This is a genomic window from Rhodanobacter sp. FW101-FHT13A11, assembly GCF_058790335.1.
The window spans coordinates 34,643-54,454 of sequence record NZ_JBYTCN010000014.1 but is presented as its reverse complement, the minus strand read 5'-3'; the positions used below and the strand labels follow the sequence as shown (position 1 = coordinate 54,454).

General features: G+C 68.2%; 17 protein-coding genes. 8 read left to right on the top strand and 9 right to left on the bottom strand.

The features are described from left to right. The first annotated feature begins 105 nt into the window (after positions 1-105). From AC3WRN_RS14550 to AC3WRN_RS14540, 3 genes are all read left to right on the top strand, one after another. Positions 106-1,020, top strand: a complete 915-nt coding sequence (locus AC3WRN_RS14550) for a 23S rRNA (adenine(2030)-N(6))-methyltransferase RlmJ (protein WP_068095464.1) — start codon at positions 106-108, stop codon at positions 1,018-1,020. 39 nt (positions 1,021-1,059) lie between these two features. Further along, a complete protein-coding gene (locus tag AC3WRN_RS14545) occupies positions 1,060-1,575 on the top strand; it encodes a Slp family lipoprotein (RefSeq protein ID WP_068095462.1) in 516 nt (171 codons plus the stop codon). Between the two features lie 65 nt (positions 1,576-1,640). Then, positions 1,641-2,552, top strand: a complete 912-nt coding sequence (locus AC3WRN_RS14540; protein WP_068095460.1) for a cation diffusion facilitator family transporter — start codon at positions 1,641-1,643, stop codon at positions 2,550-2,552. Between the two features lie 22 nt (positions 2,553-2,574). Here the strand turns inward: AC3WRN_RS14540 and AC3WRN_RS14535 are convergent, their stop codons facing one another. After that, on the bottom strand, positions 2,575-3,432 hold the full coding sequence (locus AC3WRN_RS14535; RefSeq protein ID WP_492623500.1) for a PA4780 family RIO1-like protein kinase: 858 nt from the start codon (positions 3,430-3,432) through the stop codon (positions 2,575-2,577). Between the two features lie 84 nt (positions 3,433-3,516). Next, positions 3,517-4,515, bottom strand: a complete 999-nt coding sequence (locus tag AC3WRN_RS14530; protein WP_068095456.1) for an LLM class flavin-dependent oxidoreductase — start codon at positions 4,513-4,515, stop codon at positions 3,517-3,519. A gap of 104 nt (positions 4,516-4,619) precedes the next feature. Here AC3WRN_RS14530 and AC3WRN_RS14525 point away from each other — a divergent pair, with 104 nt between their 5' ends. Together AC3WRN_RS14525 and AC3WRN_RS14520 are read left to right on the top strand one after the other, a co-directional pair. Continuing rightward, a complete protein-coding gene (locus AC3WRN_RS14525; RefSeq protein WP_492623499.1) occupies positions 4,620-5,342 on the top strand; it encodes an rRNA pseudouridine synthase in 723 nt (240 codons plus the stop codon). A 472-nt stretch (positions 5,343-5,814) separates the two neighbouring features. Further along, positions 5,815-6,771, top strand: coding sequence for an HDOD domain-containing protein (locus tag AC3WRN_RS14520; protein WP_492623498.1), 957 nt, complete (start codon positions 5,815-5,817; stop codon positions 6,769-6,771). A 24-nt stretch (positions 6,772-6,795) separates the two neighbouring features. Here the strand turns inward: AC3WRN_RS14520 and AC3WRN_RS14515 are convergent, their stop codons facing one another. The 3 genes from AC3WRN_RS14515 to AC3WRN_RS14505 form a co-directional block, all read right to left on the bottom strand. Then, positions 6,796-7,266 carry a GNAT family N-acetyltransferase gene (locus AC3WRN_RS14515; RefSeq protein ID WP_492623497.1) on the bottom strand — a complete coding sequence of 157 codons (471 nt, stop codon included), beginning with the start codon at positions 7,264-7,266 and terminating at the stop codon, positions 6,796-6,798. Positions 7,267-7,292: 26 nt separating this feature from the next. Then, complete coding sequence (locus tag AC3WRN_RS14510) at positions 7,293-7,478, bottom strand: oxidoreductase-like domain-containing protein (protein ID WP_492623530.1); 186 nt, start codon at positions 7,476-7,478, stop codon at positions 7,293-7,295. Positions 7,479-7,566: 88 nt separating this feature from the next. Continuing rightward, positions 7,567-8,337: a class I SAM-dependent methyltransferase gene (locus AC3WRN_RS14505; protein WP_492623496.1), complete on the bottom strand. Its 771-nt coding sequence runs from the start codon at positions 8,335-8,337 to the stop codon at positions 7,567-7,569. Positions 8,338-8,613: 276 nt separating this feature from the next. On the opposite strand from AC3WRN_RS14505, the gene AC3WRN_RS14500 reads away from it, so the two are divergent. From AC3WRN_RS14500 to AC3WRN_RS14490, 3 genes are all read left to right on the top strand, one after another. Then, a complete protein-coding gene (locus AC3WRN_RS14500; RefSeq protein ID WP_492623495.1) occupies positions 8,614-9,912 on the top strand; it encodes a hypothetical protein in 1,299 nt (432 codons plus the stop codon). Positions 9,913-9,989: 77 nt separating this feature from the next. Continuing rightward, a complete protein-coding gene (locus AC3WRN_RS14495; RefSeq protein WP_492623494.1) occupies positions 9,990-12,296 on the top strand; it encodes a transferrin receptor-like dimerization domain-containing protein in 2,307 nt (768 codons plus the stop codon). A 229-nt stretch (positions 12,297-12,525) separates the two neighbouring features. Further along, positions 12,526-15,276 carry a M14 family zinc carboxypeptidase gene (locus tag AC3WRN_RS14490; RefSeq protein WP_492623493.1) on the top strand — a complete coding sequence of 917 codons (2,751 nt, stop codon included), beginning with the start codon at positions 12,526-12,528 and terminating at the stop codon, positions 15,274-15,276. A gap of 22 nt (positions 15,277-15,298) precedes the next feature. On the opposite strand, the gene AC3WRN_RS14485 is transcribed toward AC3WRN_RS14490, so the two are convergent. The 4 genes from AC3WRN_RS14485 to AC3WRN_RS14470 all read right to left on the bottom strand — a co-directional run bounded on the left by AC3WRN_RS14485 (position 15,299) and on the right by AC3WRN_RS14470 (position 19,684). After that, a complete protein-coding gene (locus tag AC3WRN_RS14485; protein ID WP_492623492.1) occupies positions 15,299-16,990 on the bottom strand; it encodes a M28 family metallopeptidase in 1,692 nt (563 codons plus the stop codon). A 220-nt stretch (positions 16,991-17,210) separates the two neighbouring features. After that, positions 17,211-19,031: a tetratricopeptide repeat-containing diguanylate cyclase gene (locus tag AC3WRN_RS14480; protein WP_492623491.1), complete on the bottom strand. Its 1,821-nt coding sequence runs from the start codon at positions 19,029-19,031 to the stop codon at positions 17,211-17,213. A 4-nt stretch (positions 19,032-19,035) separates the two neighbouring features. Beyond that, positions 19,036-19,371 carry a hypothetical protein gene (locus AC3WRN_RS14475; protein ID WP_492623490.1) on the bottom strand — a complete coding sequence of 112 codons (336 nt, stop codon included), beginning with the start codon at positions 19,369-19,371 and terminating at the stop codon, positions 19,036-19,038. A 49-nt stretch (positions 19,372-19,420) separates the two neighbouring features. Further along, positions 19,421-19,684 carry a hypothetical protein gene (locus tag AC3WRN_RS14470; protein WP_492623489.1) on the bottom strand — a complete coding sequence of 88 codons (264 nt, stop codon included), beginning with the start codon at positions 19,682-19,684 and terminating at the stop codon, positions 19,421-19,423. Between the last annotated feature and the right edge of the window lie 128 nt (positions 19,685-19,812).

The following is a 19,812-nucleotide window of genomic DNA, read 5'->3' as shown; positions in this document are numbered from 1 at the left end:
GGACGCAACACATGCATCCTGCACCCGGCCATGTGTAGACCGGCTGAAATTTGCCGGCAGCTTTCGTTGTGCGGACCGGCTCGGCGCAGCCCCTATACTGGCGCCATGAATTACCGCCACGCCTACCACGCCGGCAATTTCGCCGATGTCCTGAAACACACGGTGCTGCTCGCGCTGGTCGAGGCGATGCAGGCCAAGCCCGCGCCGTTCTGCTACATCGACACCCACGCCGGCAGCGGCGACTATCCGCTGGAAGGCTTCGAGGCGAAGAAGACCGGCGAGCACAAGGACGGCATCGCGCGCCTGCATCCGGCCGAAAAGGTGCCGCCGCTGCTGCAGCGCTGGCGCGCCAGCATCCTCAAGGGCGAAGGCAACGAACAGGGTCTGAAGCACTACCCAGGCTCGCCGCTGCAGGTCACCCGCCTGCTGCGCCCGGGCGACAGCGCCCAGCTGTGCGAACTGCATGCCGAGGAGGCGACGAAGCTGCGCGAACTGTTCCGCGGCAACCCGCAGGTGCACGTGCACCAGCGCGACGGCTACGAGGCGCTGAAGGCGCTGCTGCCGCCGAAGGAAAAGCGCGGTCTGGTGCTGATCGACCCGCCGTACGAAGCGCAGGAAGCCGAATACAGGCTGATCGAGCAGGCGCTGAAGTCGGCCCTGCTGCGCTGGCCTACCGGCGTCTACGCGGTGTGGTACCCGATCAAGCTGCGCAGCCAGGTGCAGCCGTTCCTGCGCAAGCTGCAGCACAGCGGGGTGAAACGCATCCTGCGCGCCGAGCTGCTGGTGCACCCGGACGATTCGCCGCTGCGCCTCAACGGCTCGGGCATGGTGATCCTCAACGCGCCGTGGAACCTGGACGACACCCTGCGCGAACCGCTGCGCGTGCTGGCCAGCCTGCTGTCGCAGGACCGTCCGGCGGAATGGAAGCTGGACTGGCTGCTGGACGAAGCCGGCAGCCAGCTGAACACGCCCAGCCCGCTGCCCGCGTCGCGGCTACCGCGGCCGCCGGGTCGCCGCTAAGCTCGACATCACCCGCAGCGTTCCTCCAGGAGCCCGATCATGCGCACCCGCCCAGCCTTCCTGCTGACCCGTCTCGCCGCGCCGGCCGCCCTGCTGTTGCTGGCCGCCTGCGCCCCGGCGCCGATCTACAAGACCACCGGCGCCGCGGTCACCGCCGCGCCGTTCCAGGTCGCGCAATCACCGGAAAAATTCAGCAACAGCCAGGTGATCTGGGGCGGCCGCATCGTGCAGGTCAAGGTGCTCGCCGACCACAGCGAGGTCGAGCTGCTGGCCTACCCGCTGGATGCCTCGCAACGGCCGAAGGCGAACGACAGCGGCAGCGGCCGCTTCATCGCGGTGATGCCCGGCTACGTGGAGCCGCTGGATTATCCCTCCGGCGCGCTGATGACGGTCGACGGCAAGCTCAGCGGAAGCCGCGCCGGCAAGGTCGGCGAGGCCGACTACGTGTTTCCCTTGGTCAGCGTGGCGCAGTCGCACGTCTGGACCACCGAGGAAATGAACAAGGGCCGCAACAACGTCCATTTCGGCGTGGGCCTGGGCGTCGGCATCCGCTGACACGCCACGCAAAATCCTGCGCCACCGCTAGACTGGGCGACCTCGTTCCCAGGGATTGAAGCCCCATGTCGTCCGGTCACACCAACCCCGTCAAGGCGATCCTGCTCGCGCTGGGCGCCAACTTCGCCATCTTCGTGGCCAAGCTGTTCGCCGCGCTTGTCACCAGCTCCGGCGCGATGATGGCCGAGGCGGTGCATTCGCTGGCCGACTGCGGCAACCAGGGCCTGCTGTTGCTCGGCATCCGCCAGGCCAGGCGGCCGCCATCGGACGAATTCCCGCTGGGCTGGGGCCGCGCGCTGTACTTCTGGTCGTTCCTGGTCGCCATCCTGCTGTTCAGCGTCGGCGGCATGTTCTCGATCTACGAAGGCATCCACAAGCTCACCGCACCGGAGCCGCTGAAATGGCCGTGGCTGGCGCTGGGCGTGCTCATCTTCGGCATCGTGGCCGAAGGTATCTCGATGCGCGGCTGCCTGCAGGAGGTGAACAAGGCCCGCGGCGAGCAGGACCTGTGGACCTGGTTCCGCCAGACCCGCTCCAGCGAACTGCTGGTGATCTTCGGCGAAGACCTGGCCGCCCTGCTCGGCCTGTGCCTGGCCGCGATCGCCGTGGGCGCCACCATGCTCACCGGCAACCTGTTGTTCGACGCCGCCGGCACCATCGCGATCGGCGTGCTGCTGATCGTGGTGGCGGTGCTGGTGGCGATCGAGGTGAAGGCGCTGCTGATCGGCCAGGGCGTGGAACCGCGCCGCCGCGACGAGTTGCTGGCCTTCCTCAACGCCCGTCCCGAAGTCGCCGAGGTGCTGAACCTGCTCACCCTGCAGATGGGTCCCGACGTGATGGTGGCGGTGAAGGCGCGCATGCAGCCCACTGCCGACAACCAGAACCTGATCGAGGCGATCAACACCGTCGAGGCCGCCATGAAGGCGGAGTTCGGCGACGTGCGCTGGAGCTTCTTCGAGCCGGATTTCGCCGACTGAACCCGGGCTCGCAAGCCGCCGCTCAATCCCCCCGCATCGCCGCCTCGCGCCCCAGCTGGCGGATGATCGCTTCTTCCCGCGCGTCGATGATCGACTGCATCACGCTGTCGACGTCGGCGACGGTTTCGTCGAACTCGAAACGGCCAGTGAGTTCGCTGTCCGGGTGCAGTTCGCCCAGTTCGTACAGCGCCCACATTTCCTCGCCGTAGTGGGTGTCCAGCAGCTCCGGCGCGAAGCGCGACAGGCTGATGGTGATGTTGCCCACGTCACGGCGCAGCATGGTGCGCGCCGCGTTGTTGCCCGACGCGCTGACCACCTGCGGCAGGTCGATGATCACCGGGCCGTGCGGCCCCACCAGCACGTTGTACTCGGACAGGTCGCCGTGGATCAGGCCCACGCACAGCATGCGCGCGACCTGCTGCATCAGGAAGCGGTGGTAATCGCGCGCCGTATCGGCCGACAGCTCCACCTCGCCCAGCCGCGGCGCCGAATGGCCGTCCGCATCGGTGACCAGCTCCATCACCAGCACGCCGCTGAAGTAGCCGTAGGGTTTCGGCACGCGCACGCCGGCGGCGGTCAGCTGGTACAGCGCGTCGACCTCGGCGTTCTTCCAGGCGGCCTCGGCTTCCTTGCGGCCGAACCGGGTGGCCTTGCCCATCGCGCGCGCCTGCCGGCTGCCGCGCACCTTGCGGCCTTCCTGGTATTGCACGCGCTGCTGGAAGCTGCGCTGCGCCATGTCCTTGTAGACCTTGGCGCAGCGGATGTCCTCGCCCGAGCGCACGACGTAGACGGAGGCTTCCTTGCCGCTCTTCAGCGGCCGCAGCACCTGGTCGATCACGCCTTCGTCGATCAGGTCCTGCAGGCCCTTGGGGGTTTTCATGCGTGGGGGAGCTTCAAGGTTTCGTGGAATAACGCCCATTATGGCCGATCGGCGCCCCTGCCCGAACCTCCACGGCAGTGGCGCTCAGCTCGCGGCCGATAGCCGATCGCGCACCGCCGCCGCGATCTCGAACGAATGCCGCCGCGCCGCGTGCTCGAACACGTTGGCGGTAAGCAGCAGCTCGTCCGGCCGGTGCCTGGCGATGAATGCCGCGATGCCGTCCTTCACCGTGCCGGCATCGCCGATCACCGCGCAGGCCAGCGCGCGCTCCACCATCAGCTTCTCCGGCGGCGTCCAGTACGACTCGATGTCGCCGATCGGCGGCGGAATCAGCCCCGGCCGGCCGCGGCGCAGATTGATGAAACTCTGCTGCTGGGTGGTGAACAGCCGTCGCGCCTCGGCGTCGCTGCCGGCGGCAACCACGTTGAGGCCGAGCATCGCGTACGGCTGCTGCAGCCGGGCCGACGGCCGGAAATCGCGCCGGTACAGCGCCAGCGCCTCGTCCATCGCATCCGGCGCGAAGTGCGAGGCGAACGCGAACGGCAGCCCGAGCTGCGCCGAAAGCTGCGCGCCGAACAGGCTGGAACCGAGCAGCCACACCGGCACCTCGATGCCGGCACCAGGCACGGCGCGCACCGGCTGGCCAGGCCGGGCCGGCTCGAAATAGCCGAGCAACTCCAGCACGTCGTGCGGAAACGCGTCGGCACTGTCGAAGTAGCGGCGCAACGCCTTCGCGGTGGGCTGGTCGGTGCCGGGCGCGCGGCCCAGGCCCAGGTCGATCCGCCCCGGATACAGCGAGGCCAGCGTGCCGAACGCCTCGGCCACCTGCAGCGGCGCGTGGTTCGGCAGCATGATGCCGCCGGCGCCGACGCGGATGGTCGAGGTACCGCCGGCCACGTGGCCGATCAGCACCGCTGTCGCCGCGCTGGCGATGCCGGGCATGTTGTGGTGCTCGGCCAGCCAGTAGCGGCGGTAGCCGAGCCGCTCGGCCAGCCGGGCCAGGTCCAGCGTGTTGCGGAACGCCTGGCCGGCGTCGCTGCCTTCGGTGACCGGGGCCAGGTCGAGGATGGAAAACGGGATCATGTCGGGCTCTCGCCAGGATGGATGGCCACGATGTGGGGGCGGCCGAGCGGATTGCCACCGGGGCCTGCGCCTACAATGGCCCATCTCCGCCCCACGGCACCCCGATGACCGAACCCGTCCGCCTCGCCAAACGCGTCGTCGCGCTGACCCAGTGCTCGCGGCGCGAGGCCGAGCAATACATCGAGGGCGGCTGGGTGCGGGTGGACGGCATCGTGGTGGAAGAGCCGCAGTTCATGGTCGACACGCAACACGTCGAACTCGACCCGCAGGCCGAACTGGCACCCGCCGAACCGGCCACCCTGGTGCTGCACAAGCCCGCCGGCTACGACGCCGGCAACGGCCTGAACCCGGCCAGCGCACTGGTCACCCCGCAGACACGCTGGGCCGAGGACGCTTCCGGCGTGCGCCCGCTGAAGCGTCACCTGCACCGGCTCGCCACGCCATTGCCGCTGCCGACCCAGGCCAGCGGCCTGCTGATCTTCACCCAGGACTGGCGCGTCACCCGCAAGCTCACCGAGGACATCGAGCGGATCGAGCAGGAGTTCGTGGTCGAGGTCAGCGGCGAATTGATCCCGAACGGGCTGGCCCTGCTCAACCACGGCCTGCGCTTCAACCACTACGCGATGCCGCCGATCAAGGTCAGCTGGCAGAGCGAACGGCGCCTGCGCTTCGCGTTCAAGGTCCTGCAGCCGAGCCGGATCGAGCCAATGTGCAACGCGGTCGGCCTGGAGGTGCTGGCGATGAAGTGCCTGCGCGTGGGCCGCATCCCGCTGGCAAAACTGCCGCCGGGGCAATGGCGCTATCTCGCGCCGGACGAACGCCTCTGAGCGCGGCCGGCGGCCACCCTGCGCCATGACCGGCGGAACGTCCTAGACTTGCCAGCATACCGTATCTCGCCATCACCCAACACCAACATGGAGAACAGCATGAGCAAGGGCATGGACTCGAAGAAGAACGAGAAGAAGAAACCGGCCAAGACCATGAAGGAAAAGAGGGCCGCCAAGCAGGAAAAGAAGAAGAGCAAGTAGGCCGGTGGCCTCGCCCACGGCGAGACCGGGACGACCGCAGCAGCCGGCGGGCCGTTGCGCGGCACGCCTGCCGGCAGCACGCGCAGGCGGCAGGCGACGGCGTCGCCTCCCTCGCTAAACTTTCCCCGCCCGACGCCGATAATTCGATACGGGGCGCCCGGGAGCCGGCGCGCCGGAACGAGGGGCACGGAACATGGGGAATATGTGGCGGCGCATTTTCCGCAGCCGCAAGCCGGCGGCATCAGCGAACCGCGCACAGCCGGCTGCCGTGATGTCCGTGCGTGCGCTGCCGCTTGCGCCGATCGCCCGGTCGGCGATGCCGCCGGCGGAAATTGAAGATCGGTTCCACCGCTTCGTATTCGACCTGCCCGGCAGCGACGCGGGCGAACCCCGCGCCGCCGAGCTGGCCACGCTCAGGCGGCTCGAACTGCTCGGCGCGCGTTTCGACGTGCGCAGCCTGCCGCGCCTGCCGGTGGTGTTGCCGCAACTGCTGCGCACGCTGAAAAGCGGCAATGCCGCCGGCGGCCAGCTGGCCAGGCTGATCGGCCGCGATCCGCTGATCGTGGGCGAGGTCATGCGGGTCACCGGCAGCGTGCACTACCGCGCCGCGCAACCGATCAACAGCCTGCAGCAGGCGGTCGTGGTGCTGGGCCAGGAGGGCCTGCACCGCGTGCTAGCCCAGCATGTGATGAAGCCCATTCTCCAGGCCAATGCCGGCGCCTTCGGCCACACCGCCGGCGAACGCCTGTGGAACCATGCCGAACGCTGCGCGCACGCCTGTGCATGGCTCGGCAAGGCCAGCGGCTGCGATGCGTTCGAAGCCTACCTGGCCGGCATCGTCTGCCATGCCGGTACCGGCGCCGTGGTGCGCCTGCTCGGCCGGCTGGCCCCCATGGACAGCGCGCCGCCCTCGTCGCCTTTCCTCGCCGGCTGCGCCGATCTGGCCGCACGGCTCACGCTGCAGGCCGCGCAGTACTGGGAATTGCCGCCGCGCGTGGTCGAGGCCATCACGGAATACCGGAACCGGGCCAGTCCGGCGGTATCGGCGCTGGGCAAGGCCCTGGTCGTGGCCGACCAGCTGGCAATGGCGCAGTTGCTGGGCGAGCACGAGCGGATCGCGCAGGATCTCGACCTTGGCCCCGCGTGGCCCGAATGGTTCGCCCCCGCATCGGTGGCGCGCTGCCAGCACGACCTGCGCCGCCATTTCCCGCCGCGGGAAGGCGCATGAACCGGCCCGGCCGGCATAGCCGCGTCAGCGCAGGTCCAGGTGCATCGGCTGGGTGACCAGGCCGGTGTCGCTGACCAGCAGCGGCCCGCTCGGCACGAAACCGAAATGCAGGTACACCGGCACCGCCATGGCCGACGCTTTCAGCGTGAAGCGCCGCGTGCCGGCGCGTCGCACCGCATCGCGCATCGTGCGTTGCCACAGCCGGCGTGCGATGCCGCGCCCGTGCATGCGGGTGCTGACGAAGAACTGGAACAGGTGGGAATCGTCGCGCATCGCCGCCACTCCGACCAGGCGCCCGTCATCCTGCCACGCCAGGTGGAAGCGCTGGCCGGCCAGGATCTTGCCCCGGATCATCCTGGCGCCCATGCCGTGAAGCAGCGGCCCGGCCGCACTGGCCGGCTGCCACGGCAGGATCCAGCGCCGCGTTACCCGGCGCGCCAGCGCCCCGATCGCGAGCGCATCCTGCGGGCGGGCGAGGCGATAGCGGATGGTCATGGTTCCTCCCGGAAAAGGCAGCCGGCTCAGGGATGCCGGGCGCGCCATGCCGCCAATGCGGCCTCGTAGCGTTCGAGCGCTTCTTCGTAGACGTCGTAGACGCAGCGCACGCAACCCTCGCCGCAGCAATCGGCGGCATCCGGTTCGCTCGGGCGCACCGGGGGCGGATCGGTCGGGTCGTCCACGGGCGCCGGGGAGGTGGTGGGGTTCATCATCCGGGTCGGCATCATGTACCAGGCGGCGGGTCCGCCCGGTACATGATGGTGCCGCCGGAGCCACGGCAGCTCAAGCGGGCCGGCGTCACTTCGCCGGCTTGCGGAACCGGTAGACGAACTGGTCGGTATGGCCGCGTATCGACTTGTCGAACACCTTGGCGTCGTGCGGGTCGGCGGGGTTACGCAGGGCGTCGCTCTCGCCGTCGAACACGAAGCCGGCGGCTTCCACCTCGCGCTTCACCACGGCCGGGTCGATGCGGTGCAACGTGTCGGTATCGGCCACGCCGGAGCCGGCCGGGGCCACGTGGTCGATCACCACGAACACGCCGCCGGGCTTGAGCGCGTCGTAGACCTGCCTGTCGAACTTGCCCATGTCCACCGGGCCCATGAAGGGGTCGTGGTAATCGTGGTAGTTCTGCGCGGTGAACACCACGTCCACCGGCTCGGGCACGCTCAACTGCGCCGCCGCCTGCTGCAGCAGGCTGACGTTCGCGTAGTGCGGCGTGGCCACCAGGCCCTGCCAGTTCGCGAAACTCTTGGCGGAGTATTTGTCCATCTCGTGCGGCCACACGGTGTAGACATGGCCCTGCGGGCCGACGACGGCGCTGAACACGCGCGTCCAGTAGCCGCTGCCGGGCACCAGTTCCAGCACCTTCCGGCCCGGCGCGACCCCGGCGAACGCCATCACTTCGGCGACCTTGCGGCGGACATCGTCGGCCTTGTCGGCCCGGCGCGCGGGATCGTCGAGCGCCTTGCGCACCGCGGCGGGAACGGCGGCGCCGTGGGGTGGCGGCGCCGCCGGCGCAGCCGCGGGAAGTACGAGAGCAAGCAGTACAGCAAGGACCGTCTGGCGCATGACATCTTCCTCCGCAGACCCAACCAAGCGCCCATTGTGCGCCCGAATCGGCCGTCCGGTCCCGTGACGTCCGGCACGGTGCGCCAGGCCGGCATTGGATCCATGCTGGCCGCCGGACGGCGCGGCCACGCGGCACGATACCCCGTCGCGCGACATCGCCGGCCCGCGCTGGTAAAACAGGGACGAACCGCCTGAACATCCGATCCGGGGAACCCGATGCCGAGCCGCTCGACTCTCCTTGCGTTTTGCCTGGCACTGGCAACGGTGTCCTGCAACATGCCGATACGCGCTCAAACGGCCGGCCAATGGCAGGCGGAACAGCTCGCCGCATCCGAGAAATCCGAGCAGATCATGCGGGAAGCCAACCTGCGCAAGGGCCTGCTGGCCCGCTACCAGGTGATGCGCTACGCCTATGCCGCCGACAGGCATCCCGCGTTCCGACCGATCTTCAGCCAGTACCTGAGCTGGTACCAGACCTTCATCGGCGACTACCCCGACGCCGCAGCCAGCTTCTCCATCAAGCAGCCGCCGCAGAAGGACGACCACCCCTCGCCGCTGGCCGATGGCAGCTGGCAAGCCAGGCCTGCGCTGGAGGCGATACCGGCATTGGCCCGCGGCTACCGGCTGGTCTATCTCAACGAGGCGCACAACATCCCGCTCACCCGTACCCTCAGCGTGCAGTTGCTGAGCCGGCTGCGCCGGGAAGGGTTCGATTATTTCGCCGTCGAAACCGTCTACCAGACCGATACCAGGCTGCAATCGCGCGGCTATCCCACCGACGCCAGCGGTTTCTACACGGAGGAACCGATCAGTGCCGAAATGGTGCGCACCGCCTTGAAGCTCGGCTTCAAGGTGATCGGCTACGAGGCGCTCTCCGACGCCACGGGCGACACCCGCGAAGCCGAGCAGGCGCGCAACCTCTACCGCGAGACGTTCGCGAAGGATCCGCAGGCGCGGGTGGTCGTCGAAGCCGGCTACGCGCATATCCAGAAATCGGGCACGTTCCTGGGCGGCTCCTCGATGGCCAGGCACCTGTATGAAATTTCCCGCATCGACGGGCTCTCGGTCGAGCAGACCATGCTGATCCCGCACCCGGCCAGGGACGACGACCACCCCTATTACGCGCCGATCATCGAAAAATTGCAGCCGACCGCGCCAATCGTGTTCGCGAACACGGAAGGCAAGCCGTGGACGCTGCGCACCGGCTACGACGTCAGCGTGGTGTTCCCGCCGCAGCAGCTGAGCCGCGGGCGGCCGACCTGGCTCACTCTCGGCGGGTTGCGCCGGCCGTATTTCGTCGACAGCGAACGCTGCAAGCACCATTACCCGTGCCTCATCGAGGCACGCTATGCCGGCGAAGGCAATGACGCGATCCCGGCGGACCGCATGGTGCTCGACCCGGTGCCATTGAACGCCACGCCGCAGGACCGCGTGCTCACCGGCATGGAAGCGCCGCCGGGCGAACTCTACCTGCGGCCGGGCAAGTACCACCTGACCATCGGCGACGAGCAGAACCCGACGATCTACTCGCAGAACATCGACGTGCCGGCATCGCCCGCCGGCCCGTCGCCGTAGCACGCTTCACCGCCCGCACGCGCTCCGCCGCCGCGGCGATGCCGCCACCCGCCTTCCGCCCCACCGAGAGATCGCCCATGACCCACCCCAAGATCCGCCCACTGCTGGCGATGGCCTGCCTGCTGGCCACCGCCGCCGGCGCCATCGCCGCCCCTGCCGATCGCGACGACGGCGCGATGCTCGGCTTCAGCCGCGCCGCCGCCACCGCCCAGCAAAGCCTGGAGCAGCGTTTCGACGCGCAGCTCGATCCCGCCGAACTGCGCGGCTGGCTCAAGCAGATGGCGTCGCAGCCGAACCAGGTCGGCTCGCCGCACGACAAGGCGAATGCCGAATTCATGCTGGCGAAATTCCGCGAATGGGGCTGGGACGCGCATATCGAGACATTCAGCGTGCTCTACCCCACGCCGAAGAAAGTGGCGCTGGAACTGCTGGGCCCCAACCCTTACACCGCGGCGCTGCACGAACCGGCCGTCGCCGGCGATGCCACCTCCGACCTCCCGGGTGTCCTGCCGCCGTACAACGTCTACGGTGCCGACGGCGACGTCAGCGCGCCGCTGGTCTACGCCAACTACGGCATGCCGGACGACTACAAGGAGCTGGCGCGGCGCGGCATCGACGTGCGCGGCAAGATCGTCATCACCCGCTACGGCGGGGGCTGGCGCGGCCTGAAACCCAAGCTGGCGCAGGAACACGGCGCGATCGGCTGCCTGATCTATTCCGACCCGCACGACGACGGCTACGCACGGGGCGAGGTCTACCCGCAAGGCGGCTGGCGCCCGGCGCAAGGTGTGCAGCGCGGCTCGGTGGCCGACATGCAGTTGTACCCGGGCGACCCACTGACCCCGGGCATCGGCTCCACGCCCGGCGCCAAACGGCTGGCGCTGAAAGACGCGAAGACCATCCTGAAGATTCCGGTGCTGCCGATCTCCTACGCCGACGCCACCCCGCTGCTGCAGGCGCTGAGCGGCCCGATGGCGCCGGCCAGCTGGCGCGGCGCGCTGCCGCTGAGCTACCGCGTCGGCCCCAGCGCGGCCAAGGTCCACCTGACCGTGCTGTCGGACTGGAGCCAGAAACCGGTTTACGACGTAATCGCCGTGCTCAAGGGCGCCACCGCGCCGGACCAGTGGGTCGTGCGCGGCAACCACCACGACGGCTGGACCTTCGGCGCGTGGGATCCGCTCTCCGGCAACGTCACCCTGATGGCCGAGGCCAAGGCCATCGGCGGCCTGGTCAAGCAGGGCTGGCGGCCCCAGCGCACGCTCGTCTACGCCAGCTGGGACGGCGAGGAGCCGGGCCTGCTCGGTTCCACCGAATGGGCCGAGGCGCATGCCGCGGAACTGCAGCAGAAGGCCGTGCTGTACCTCAACTCCGACACCAACGGCCGCGGCTTCCTCGATGCCGGCGGCAGCCATTCGCTGCAGCATCTGGTCAACCAGGTGGCCGACGGCGTGACCGATCCGGAAACCCATGTCAGCGTGCGCGAACGCCTGCGCGCGCACATGCTGGTCGACGGCAGCAACAAGGACGCCAAGCCCGAGGCCAAGGCGATCGCCAAGCTGGCCGCCGAAGGCGGCGACGTGCCGATCCAGGCGCTGGGCTCCGGTTCCGACTACAGCGCCTTCCTGGAACACCTCGGCATCGCCTCGCTGAACCTCGGCTTCGGCGGCGAGGACGACGACGACGGCATCTACCACTCGCGCTACGACTCGTTCGACCACTACGTGCGCTTCGGCGACCCGGACTTCGGGTACGGCGTGGCGCTGGCCAAGGTCGCCGGCCACATCGTGCTGCGCACCGCCGATGCCGACGTGCTGCCGCTGCGTTTCGGCGACTTCAGCAGCACGCTCGACCGCTACATGGGTGAACTGCACAAGCTGGTCGACGACACCCGCAAGGCCACCGAACAGCAGCACAAGCTGCTGGACGGCCGCGCGTTCGCGCTCGACGCCGACCCCACCCGGCCGGTCGCACCGCCCGCGCGCGACTCGGACATGCCGGCGATCGACCTGGCTCCGCTGGACCAGGCGGCAAAGCGGCTCGCGCAGAGCGCCAAGGCCTGGCAGGCGGCCTACGACAGGCGCGCCGCCAGCGGCTTCGACCTGACCGCGGCGCAACGGCAGCAGCTCAACCAGTCGATGGGCCGGATGGAGCAGGCCCTCCTCGATCCTGCCGGTCTGCCCGGCCGCGACTGGTTCAAGCACCTGATCTACGCACCCGGCATGCTCACCGGCTACGGCGTCAAGACCGTACCCGGCGTGCGCGAAGCCATCGAGGCACGCCGCTGGGACGAGGCCAACCGGTACGCCCGGGTCACCGCCAACATGCTCGACCGCTACCGCACGGACCTCGACCGGCTTACCGCCTTGTTGAACAAGCAGTCCTGAGCGGCCGCGCTGCATGCATCGTGACAGGGGCGGCCTTCCGGGCCGCCCTTTTCGCATGCAGGCCCGGGCTCGACCGCCACGCTGCGCAGGGGCTGCCCCGATGGAATGCCCGGTTCCATGGCGAAGCGAACAGTACCGACCCGTGCACCCAACCGATGGGCTACACGCAGACCTTGCCGTTCTGGCAGAGTGCGGGACTCGTTGCCTCCAGCCCGGGGAAGTCCTGATCATGCGCGTGTCCATCCATTTCCCGCTGGTCGTCCTGCTGGCATGCGCTGCTGCCGGCGTGCTCGCTGCAACCCCGCATGACGGTTCGGAACCGTACGCCCGTGACCCTGCCCAGCCCGTCGACCAGGCCTATACCGACCAGATCCTGAAGTTCACCACCGCCCCCTCGTTCAACTCGCCGCTGACCGACTACCTGCCTGCCTCGGCGACCGTGCCGACGCCGCAGAAGGTACTCGGCCACATTGCCGGCGCGCCGGACTACCTGCCCTACTCGGCCGACGTCTACCGCTACTTCCGTGCGCTGGCCGCGGCCAGTCCGCGGGTGAAGGTGTTCTCGATCGGCAGGACCGAGGAGGGCCGCGAGATGATCGCCGTGGCGGTCGCCGACGAAAGCCTGCTCGCCGACCTGGAGGCGAACAAGGCGCGCCTGGCCAAGCTGGCCGATCCCCGCCTCATCGGCATGGACGACGCCACCGCCGACCAGCTGATCGCGCAGTCCACGCCGGTCTACTACATCACCGGGACGATCCACTCCACCGAGAGCGGCGCGCCGACCGCGCTGATGGAGCTGGCGTATCGCCTGGCGGTGGACGAGGCGCCGTACATCCGGCACATCCGCTCGCACGTGGTCACCCTGATCACGCCGATCGTCGAGGTGGATGGCCGCGACCGCATGGTCGACCGCTACAACTGGCACCTGGCGCATCCGGGCGAGAACTACCCGCCGCTGCTGTACTGGGGCCATTACGTGGCGCACGACAACAACCGCGACGCGATGGCGATGACGCTGAACCTCACCCGCAACGTGGCCGACACCTATGTCGGCTGGCATGCGCAGGTGCTGCACGACCTGCACGAGTCGGTGCCGTTCCTGTACGACAACACGGTGGGCGACGGCCCGTACAACGCGTGGATCGACCCCATCCTCACCGGCGAGTGGCAGCAGCTGGGCTGGGACAACGTGCAGCAGCTGACCCGCCTGGGCATGCCAGGCGTGTTCACCCACGGCGACTTCGACACCTGGAGCCCGGGCTACCTGATGTTCATCGCCGCCATGCACAACGGCATCAGCCGTCTGTACGAGACGTTCGGCAACGACGGCGCCGACACCGTGCAGCGCATCCTCGATCCCGGCGAGTACCAGCGCACCTGGTACAAGCCGAACCCGCCGCTGCCGACCGTGCTGTGGTCGCAGCGCAACAACAACAATTACCAGCAGACCGGCCTGCTCACCGCGCTGGACTATTTCTCCGGCAATGGCCGGCTGTTCCTGAAGAATTTCTACCTCAAGAGCAAACGCTCGATCGAGAAGCCGCAGGAAGCCGGCCCGGCCGCCTATGTCTTCCCGGCCGACGACAGGCGCAGCGGCTCGCGGGCGCAGCTGCTGCGCATCATGCAGCTGCAGCATGCGGAGGTCAGCCGCCTCACGGCGCCGGTCACGGTGGCGTCGCCGAAGCAGGACGACGACAAGAAGGACGCCGGGACGCGCACCTTCCCCGCCGGCAGCTACGTGGTGCGCATGGACCAGCCGTACTCGCGCATCGCCGATGCGCTGCTGGATCGCCAGTACTGGTCGCCGAAGGATCCGCAGCAGCATCCCTACGACGATACCGCCTGGTCGATGGGCGACCTGTTCGACGTGCAGGTGGCGCGCGTCACCGACACCGCGATCCTCAAGGCGCCGATGGAGCCGGCCGGCCAGCCGATCGCGGTGCCGCAGGGCCTGGCCGCGATCGACATGCCGCCCGCCGCGAAGCTGCCACGCATCGCGCTGATGCACACCTGGCTGGATACGCAGACCGAGGGCTGGTGGCGCATGGCGCTGGACCGGCTCCACGTGCCGTACAGCTACATCAGCACCCAGGACGTGGCGAGGGCCGGCAACCTGCGCGCGAAGTACGACGTGATCCTGTTCGCCCCGGTCGGCGGCGCCAGCCTGCAGCAGATCGTCGATGGCCTGCCGATGTGGGGCAACCCGATGCCGTGGAAAACCACCGCGCTGACGCCGAACCTCGGTCACATCGACGCCACCGACGACATCCGCCCCGGCCTCGGCGCCAGCGGCCTGGCCCACCTCAAGCAGTTCGTGCAGGCCGGCGGATTGCTGGTCACCGCCGAGGACACCGCGAAGTTCGCCATCGACGCGGGCCTCGCGCCCGGCGTGTTCGTTACCCCGAGCACCAGGCTGAAGGTCGTCGGCAGCGTGCTGCAGGCGAAGTTCGCCGACCGCCGCAGCCCGATCGCCGCCGGCTACGACCGCGACGAACTGGCGCTGTACAGCGCGGCCGGCCAGTCGTTCAGCGTGTCCAACCTGGTCACCGGCGACAAGGGCCTGCCGACCGCGAAGGATTTCCAGCGCCCGACCGGACGCGGCGGCCCGCACGACACGGACGCGCCCGAAGGCCGTGCCTCGGTCGCCGTCGCTCCCCTGCCCGACGTCAAGCCGTGGCAGCCGCTGCCGCTGAACGCCGAGCAGATGCGCAACAACCCGTGGGTGATCCCGGCCGATCAGCGCCCGCGGGTGATCCTGCGCTACGCCGACGCGAAGAATCTGCTGATTGCCGGCCTGCTCGACGGCGGCGACGAGATGGCCGAGCGTGCCGCCGTGGTCGACGCCCGCTACGGCAAGGGCCACGTGCTGCTGTTCGCCAGCAACCCGATCTGGCGCGGCGAGACGATCGGCAGCTATCCGCTGGTGTTCAACGCCATCGTGAACTTCGACAAGCTGGATACGCCGCCGGCGAAACCCTGAGGCCGGCGCCGAACCCGCCCGGTCATTTCGACGGCGGCGCGGCCGGCTTCGACGGCGGCTTCATCATGGCATCGCGCGCGGCCTTGAACGGGTTGCCGGCGTACCACTGCGGCCACACCCCCGCATGGCTGAGGTGCCGGCCCAGCTCGTACAGCGCCTGGGTATCCTCGAGGATGCCCTGCAGGTTCCAGTGCGGGTCGAACACGTCGTTCGTCGTGTGGTAGCGGTGCGCCGTATAGTCGTCGGCCGCCTTCTGGCCGGCGGCCCTGCCGCCATCGAGCAGATCGAGGCCCGAACTGGCCAGCATCGCCGGCACGCCGGCCCGGGCGAAATTGAAATGATCGGAGCGGAAGTAGAAGCCGTTCTCCGGCGTGGTCTCCGGCGAGATCACCCGACCCTGCCTGTGCAACACGCCGGCGAGCATGTCCTCCAGCTCGGACTGGCCCTTGCCGATCACCGTCATGTCGCGCGCGGGGCCGATCACCGGCAACGCGTCGACGGCGATGTCGGCCACCGTGCGATCGAGCGGAAACACCGGCTTAGCCGCGTAGTACTGCGAACCGAGCAGGCCCGATTCCTCCAGCGTCGGCATGAAGAACAGCACGCTGCGCTCGGGCGGCCGCGCCTGGTGCGCGAACGCGCCGGCGATCTCCAGCAGCATGCTCAGGCCGGTGCCGTTGTCGATCGCGCCGGCATAGACCTGGTGGCCCTTGCGGGTCGGGTCGGTGCCCAGATGATCCCAGTGCGCGGTATAGACCACCACCTCATCGGGCTTGTCGCTGCCCTCGACCATCGCCACCACGTTCTTCGATTCGATATGGCCGATCTGGTTGTGCAGGGTGATGGAGGCCGTCGCGTGCAACGGCACCGGCTCGAAGCCTGGCTTCGCTGCGGCCCGTTCGAGTTCAGCGAAATCGAGACCGGCGGCGGCGAACAGCCGGGTGGCCGCATCGCGCGTCAGCCAGCCGGCCACCGGCAACCGCGGCGACGGATCGACACTGGCCGGCAGGCTCAGCTGCGGCCCGACCGCGCCGTTCTGCAGCACGCTCCACGGATAGCCGGCCGCGGCGTCGCTGGTATGCACGATGAAGCAGGCAGCGGCACCCTGCAGCGCGGCCTCCGCATACTTGTACGGCCAGCGGCCGTACCAGGTCATCGCGCGGCCGTTGAACAGCTTCGGGTCGCGGCTGGCGAAGCCGGGGTCGTTGACCAGCACGATCACCGTCTTGCCCTTCACGTCGACATCCCGGTAGTCGTTCCAGTGCCAGGCGGGCGCATCCGCGCCGTAGCCGAGGAACACCACCGGCGAATCCTTCAGCGCGATCTCGGGTTTCGCCTGCAGGGTCTGCGCCACCATGTCGGTGCGGTACGCCAGCTTCAGCGGCTTGCCGCGGGCGGTGACGTCCAGGGTGACGTCGGTATTCAGCAGCAAGGTGGAATCGGCCGGCACGGTCTGGTACCACGAGCCGTGGTTGCCCGGCTGCAAGCCCATCCGTTCGAACTCGGCCACCAGGAAATCGGTGGTGCGCTGCGCGCCGATCGTGCCGGGTTTGCGCCCGCCGAACGCGTCGGAGCTGAGTGCCTGGTCGAAGCGCGCGAAATCGGCGGCGTTGATCGACGGCGCCCGCGCCATGTCCGGTTCGGCCGCTGCCGCCTGCAGCGGAAACACGGCCAGGCCCAGGGCGGCCAGCAAGAAGGAACTCTTCACGTGCATCGGAACGCCCCATCGGTGAAATCGACCACCTTTGTAGCGCGCGCCTGCCCGGCTGTCCATGCGGCATGCCTCACCCGCAATCGCCGGTGAGGCGGCAAACGCCGGGCGCCATGGTCGCCACGGCGCCATCATGATGCTGCAGCCATCGCCTGGGCGGCAGGCCATCATGCGTCCGCACGACATTGAGCTGCGCAGGGCGGCAGACAAGCGGCAGGAGCTGTCACTGCACCTCTTCGGTCGCCGCACCAACAGCGTTCAGACGCGGTTTTGCGCGACCGTCGCTCACGCTGACCCGGTTGCGCCCCTCGCGCTTGGCCTGGTACAGCGCATCGTCGGCGTGGATCAGCAACTGGCGCAGTTCGTGGCCGGAACGCGTGGTGCTGGCCACGCCAAAGCTGGCTGAGACGCAAATATCGTCAGCAGCATCGCCGCGGACTACCTCCACGATCGCCAGCCGGATCCGTTCAGCCCGGCCCAGCACCTGCTCGAGCGTGCACTCCGGCAACACGATGCCGAACTCCTCTCCCCCCAGGCGGCCGAGGATATCGGTGGAGCGCAGATGCGCCTGGCAGGCCGCCACGGCGCGTTTCAGGACACGATCGCCAACCGCATGCCCATAGGTGTCGTTGACGGCCTTGAAGTGATCCAGGTCGATCAGCACCAGGCAGGCTTCCCGACCCGACTTCCGGCAGTACTGCAATTGCTGCTCGGCCTCACTGACAAAATGCTGCCGATTGAATATGTCCGTAAGTCCGTCACGACGCGCCTGCCGCATGAAGCGCAGCTGGGAGCGCTTGATGCGATAGGTCCAGAAGGCGATGAAGGCCAGCACCGTGGCCAGCAGGATGATGTACAGCCGGCTGGTTTCGGTGACCTTGCGGTCGAGGCTTTGCTGCAGCTTCAGGATCTCATTCTGCTTGCTCAAGGTATCGACCTGGAGCTTGTTCGCCAGCAACTCCCGCTGCACGGCCTGGTATGCCGCGACCCGCCTGCTGATATCGCCCGCATAGCCCTTGTCCGCCGCCATATAGTGCTCGTGGTAGGCAAGCGCCGCTGCGGGGTTGCCCTGCCGCTTCTCGATCAGGTACAGGACCCTGTAGGCAATGCTGCGAGATTCCGGGAACTTGTTCGGGATGCCCTCCGCGACGACAGCCTGCGCCGACTGCCTGGCCAGCGCCACTTGGCCGACCTTCAGGTACGCCTCGGCGAGCAGTGCGTCGAACTGCGAAATCTGCATCTGGTACCGACTGCGTTCCACGTCGGGATAGTTGTCCAGCAACAGCCGGATCGCCGCCTGCGGCTGATTCCGTTTGATCGCCAGGCCCGCCACGTAGACGCGGATGGCATTGGAATAGAGCGTGTTCCTGGCTGCCATGCACGTGTCTATGCCGTGCTGGAACTGCGCGTCGATGCCCTGCAAATGACCAGCCTTATAGAGCGCGCCCAGTCTCGACAGCTGGATCTTGCAGGTGTACTCGTCGATCGCCGGGGTCATGGCCAGCAGGCGATCGGCATAGTTCAACGCCAGTTCGTATTGCCCCGCTTCCTCGTAAAGCATGGCGGCTGTGGTGAGTGCCTGCGCGCGGACGCTCGGGTCGCTGATGTCTGGTAGATCAGTCGTCAGCAGCGTGTTCAGCCGCTGGAATGCCTCCTCGTTGTGGGCGCGTTCCGCCAGGGTGTTCACCAGAAACAGGCCCGCGCGGAAATGCAGCGTGGTCTCGTCGGGCTGATCCAGCACATGCCGGATCAGCGAGTCCGAAGTGGCGTAATCACCGTGATAGGCAGCCTGCCATGCCCGCAGGTAATCCAGCTGCAGTCGCTGTGAATGGCTCAACGAGGCGTCGTGATCGCCCAGCCGCTTGAGGATGTCCGCGAACTGGGCCGGATCCGACGTCTTGCTGATCTCGGCCTGACGAAGCAGGGCCTCTGGATCGCCCACAGCTGCGGGCACGGTCGCCGCGACCGTGCCCGCCAGCAATAGTGCTCCGAGCAGGATCCACCCCGCGATGATCCGCCGAAGGCGAATGCCAGGCGCGAACATCCGGTCAGTCCAGGGCCCCCGCGAACTTCCGCGCGGAACGTTCGACATCGTCCTCGTGCCCGGGATCCTCGCCGCCGTCCTCGTCCTCCTCCCGCTCCTCCTCCTGTTCCTCACCCGGAATCAGGTAACCCGCATTCGGGACGATTTTCAGCAAACTCCGCAGCTTGAACCCATCCTTCGCAAGGATGGCCTCCTGCATGGCCGGGTCCAGCACCGTGCCCGCCAATTCACGTGCGAGCGCGTCGTGCGAGGCACAATTCAGCGGCGCGTCCTGTCCGATACGCGCAAGAAACTCGACAACATCCGACATATCCCCCCCCTGGCTGATAATCGAGCGCACCGGGGAGTCGAGATTCCTTCGCGCAGTGCGCCAGCGAATCCTTCCTGCCTCAGGCACGCCGTTGGTGGTAGTACTCGTCCCCATCGGTGCCCGAATCCCGGTCGGGCTGCACCATGGCAGGCACCAGCATGCAACACACGTTCCTTGCTCCCGCCAATGCCGTCAATCGCGCCTGATCCTTCGCCAGCACGGCATCCCGCACTTCGGGGTCGATCCGGGTATCCGCCAGCATGCGCTGCATTTCCCCATTGGAAGCATAACGCAAACTGGCGTTCTGCCCGACGGCCTCAAGAAAATCGACGATATTCGACATGGCGTATCTCCCGGATATTCGATGGACTGGATTGGCGCAGCTCGCCGAGTTCCCGGAATGAAATAACCCTGCTCCGGTACCGGGATCTCGACCTGCGCGGATCCAGCCTAGGATTTACGCCCTTGCCC

Bases quoted from the DNA above. Each gene is read 5' to 3' on its own strand.
- AC3WRN_RS14515 (WP_492623497.1), bottom strand. From the start codon at position 7,266: ATGACCATCCGCTATCGCCTCGCCCGCCCGCAGGATGCGCTCGCGATC.
- AC3WRN_RS14510 (WP_492623530.1), bottom strand. From the start codon at position 7,478: ATGAACCCCACCACCTCCCCGGCGCCCGTGGACGACCCGACCGATCCG.
- AC3WRN_RS14550 (WP_068095464.1), top strand. From the start codon at position 106: ATGAATTACCGCCACGCCTACCACGCCGGCAATTTCGCCGATGTCCTG.
- AC3WRN_RS14540 (WP_068095460.1), top strand. From the start codon at position 1,641: ATGTCGTCCGGTCACACCAACCCCGTCAAGGCGATCCTGCTCGCGCTG.
- AC3WRN_RS14495 (WP_492623494.1), top strand. From the start codon at position 9,990: ATGACCCACCCCAAGATCCGCCCACTGCTGGCGATGGCCTGCCTGCTG.
- AC3WRN_RS14485 (WP_492623492.1), bottom strand. From the start codon at position 16,990: ATGCACGTGAAGAGTTCCTTCTTGCTGGCCGCCCTGGGCCTGGCCGTG.
- AC3WRN_RS14505 (WP_492623496.1), bottom strand. From the start codon at position 8,337: ATGCGCCAGACGGTCCTTGCTGTACTGCTTGCTCTCGTACTTCCCGCG.
- AC3WRN_RS14490 (WP_492623493.1), top strand. From the start codon at position 12,526: ATGCGCGTGTCCATCCATTTCCCGCTGGTCGTCCTGCTGGCATGCGCT.
- AC3WRN_RS14480 (WP_492623491.1), bottom strand. From the start codon at position 19,031: ATGTTCGCGCCTGGCATTCGCCTTCGGCGGATCATCGCGGGGTGGATC.
- AC3WRN_RS14470 (WP_492623489.1), bottom strand. From the start codon at position 19,684: ATGTCGAATATCGTCGATTTTCTTGAGGCCGTCGGGCAGAACGCCAGT.
- AC3WRN_RS14525 (WP_492623499.1), top strand. From the start codon at position 4,620: ATGACCGAACCCGTCCGCCTCGCCAAACGCGTCGTCGCGCTGACCCAG.
- AC3WRN_RS14500 (WP_492623495.1), top strand. From the start codon at position 8,614: ATGCCGATACGCGCTCAAACGGCCGGCCAATGGCAGGCGGAACAGCTC.
- AC3WRN_RS14520 (WP_492623498.1), top strand. From the start codon at position 5,815: ATGTCCGTGCGTGCGCTGCCGCTTGCGCCGATCGCCCGGTCGGCGATG.
- AC3WRN_RS14545 (WP_068095462.1), top strand. From the start codon at position 1,060: ATGCGCACCCGCCCAGCCTTCCTGCTGACCCGTCTCGCCGCGCCGGCC.
- AC3WRN_RS14530 (WP_068095456.1), bottom strand. From the start codon at position 4,515: ATGATCCCGTTTTCCATCCTCGACCTGGCCCCGGTCACCGAAGGCAGC.
- AC3WRN_RS14535 (WP_492623500.1), bottom strand. From the start codon at position 3,432: ATGAAAACCCCCAAGGGCCTGCAGGACCTGATCGACGAAGGCGTGATC.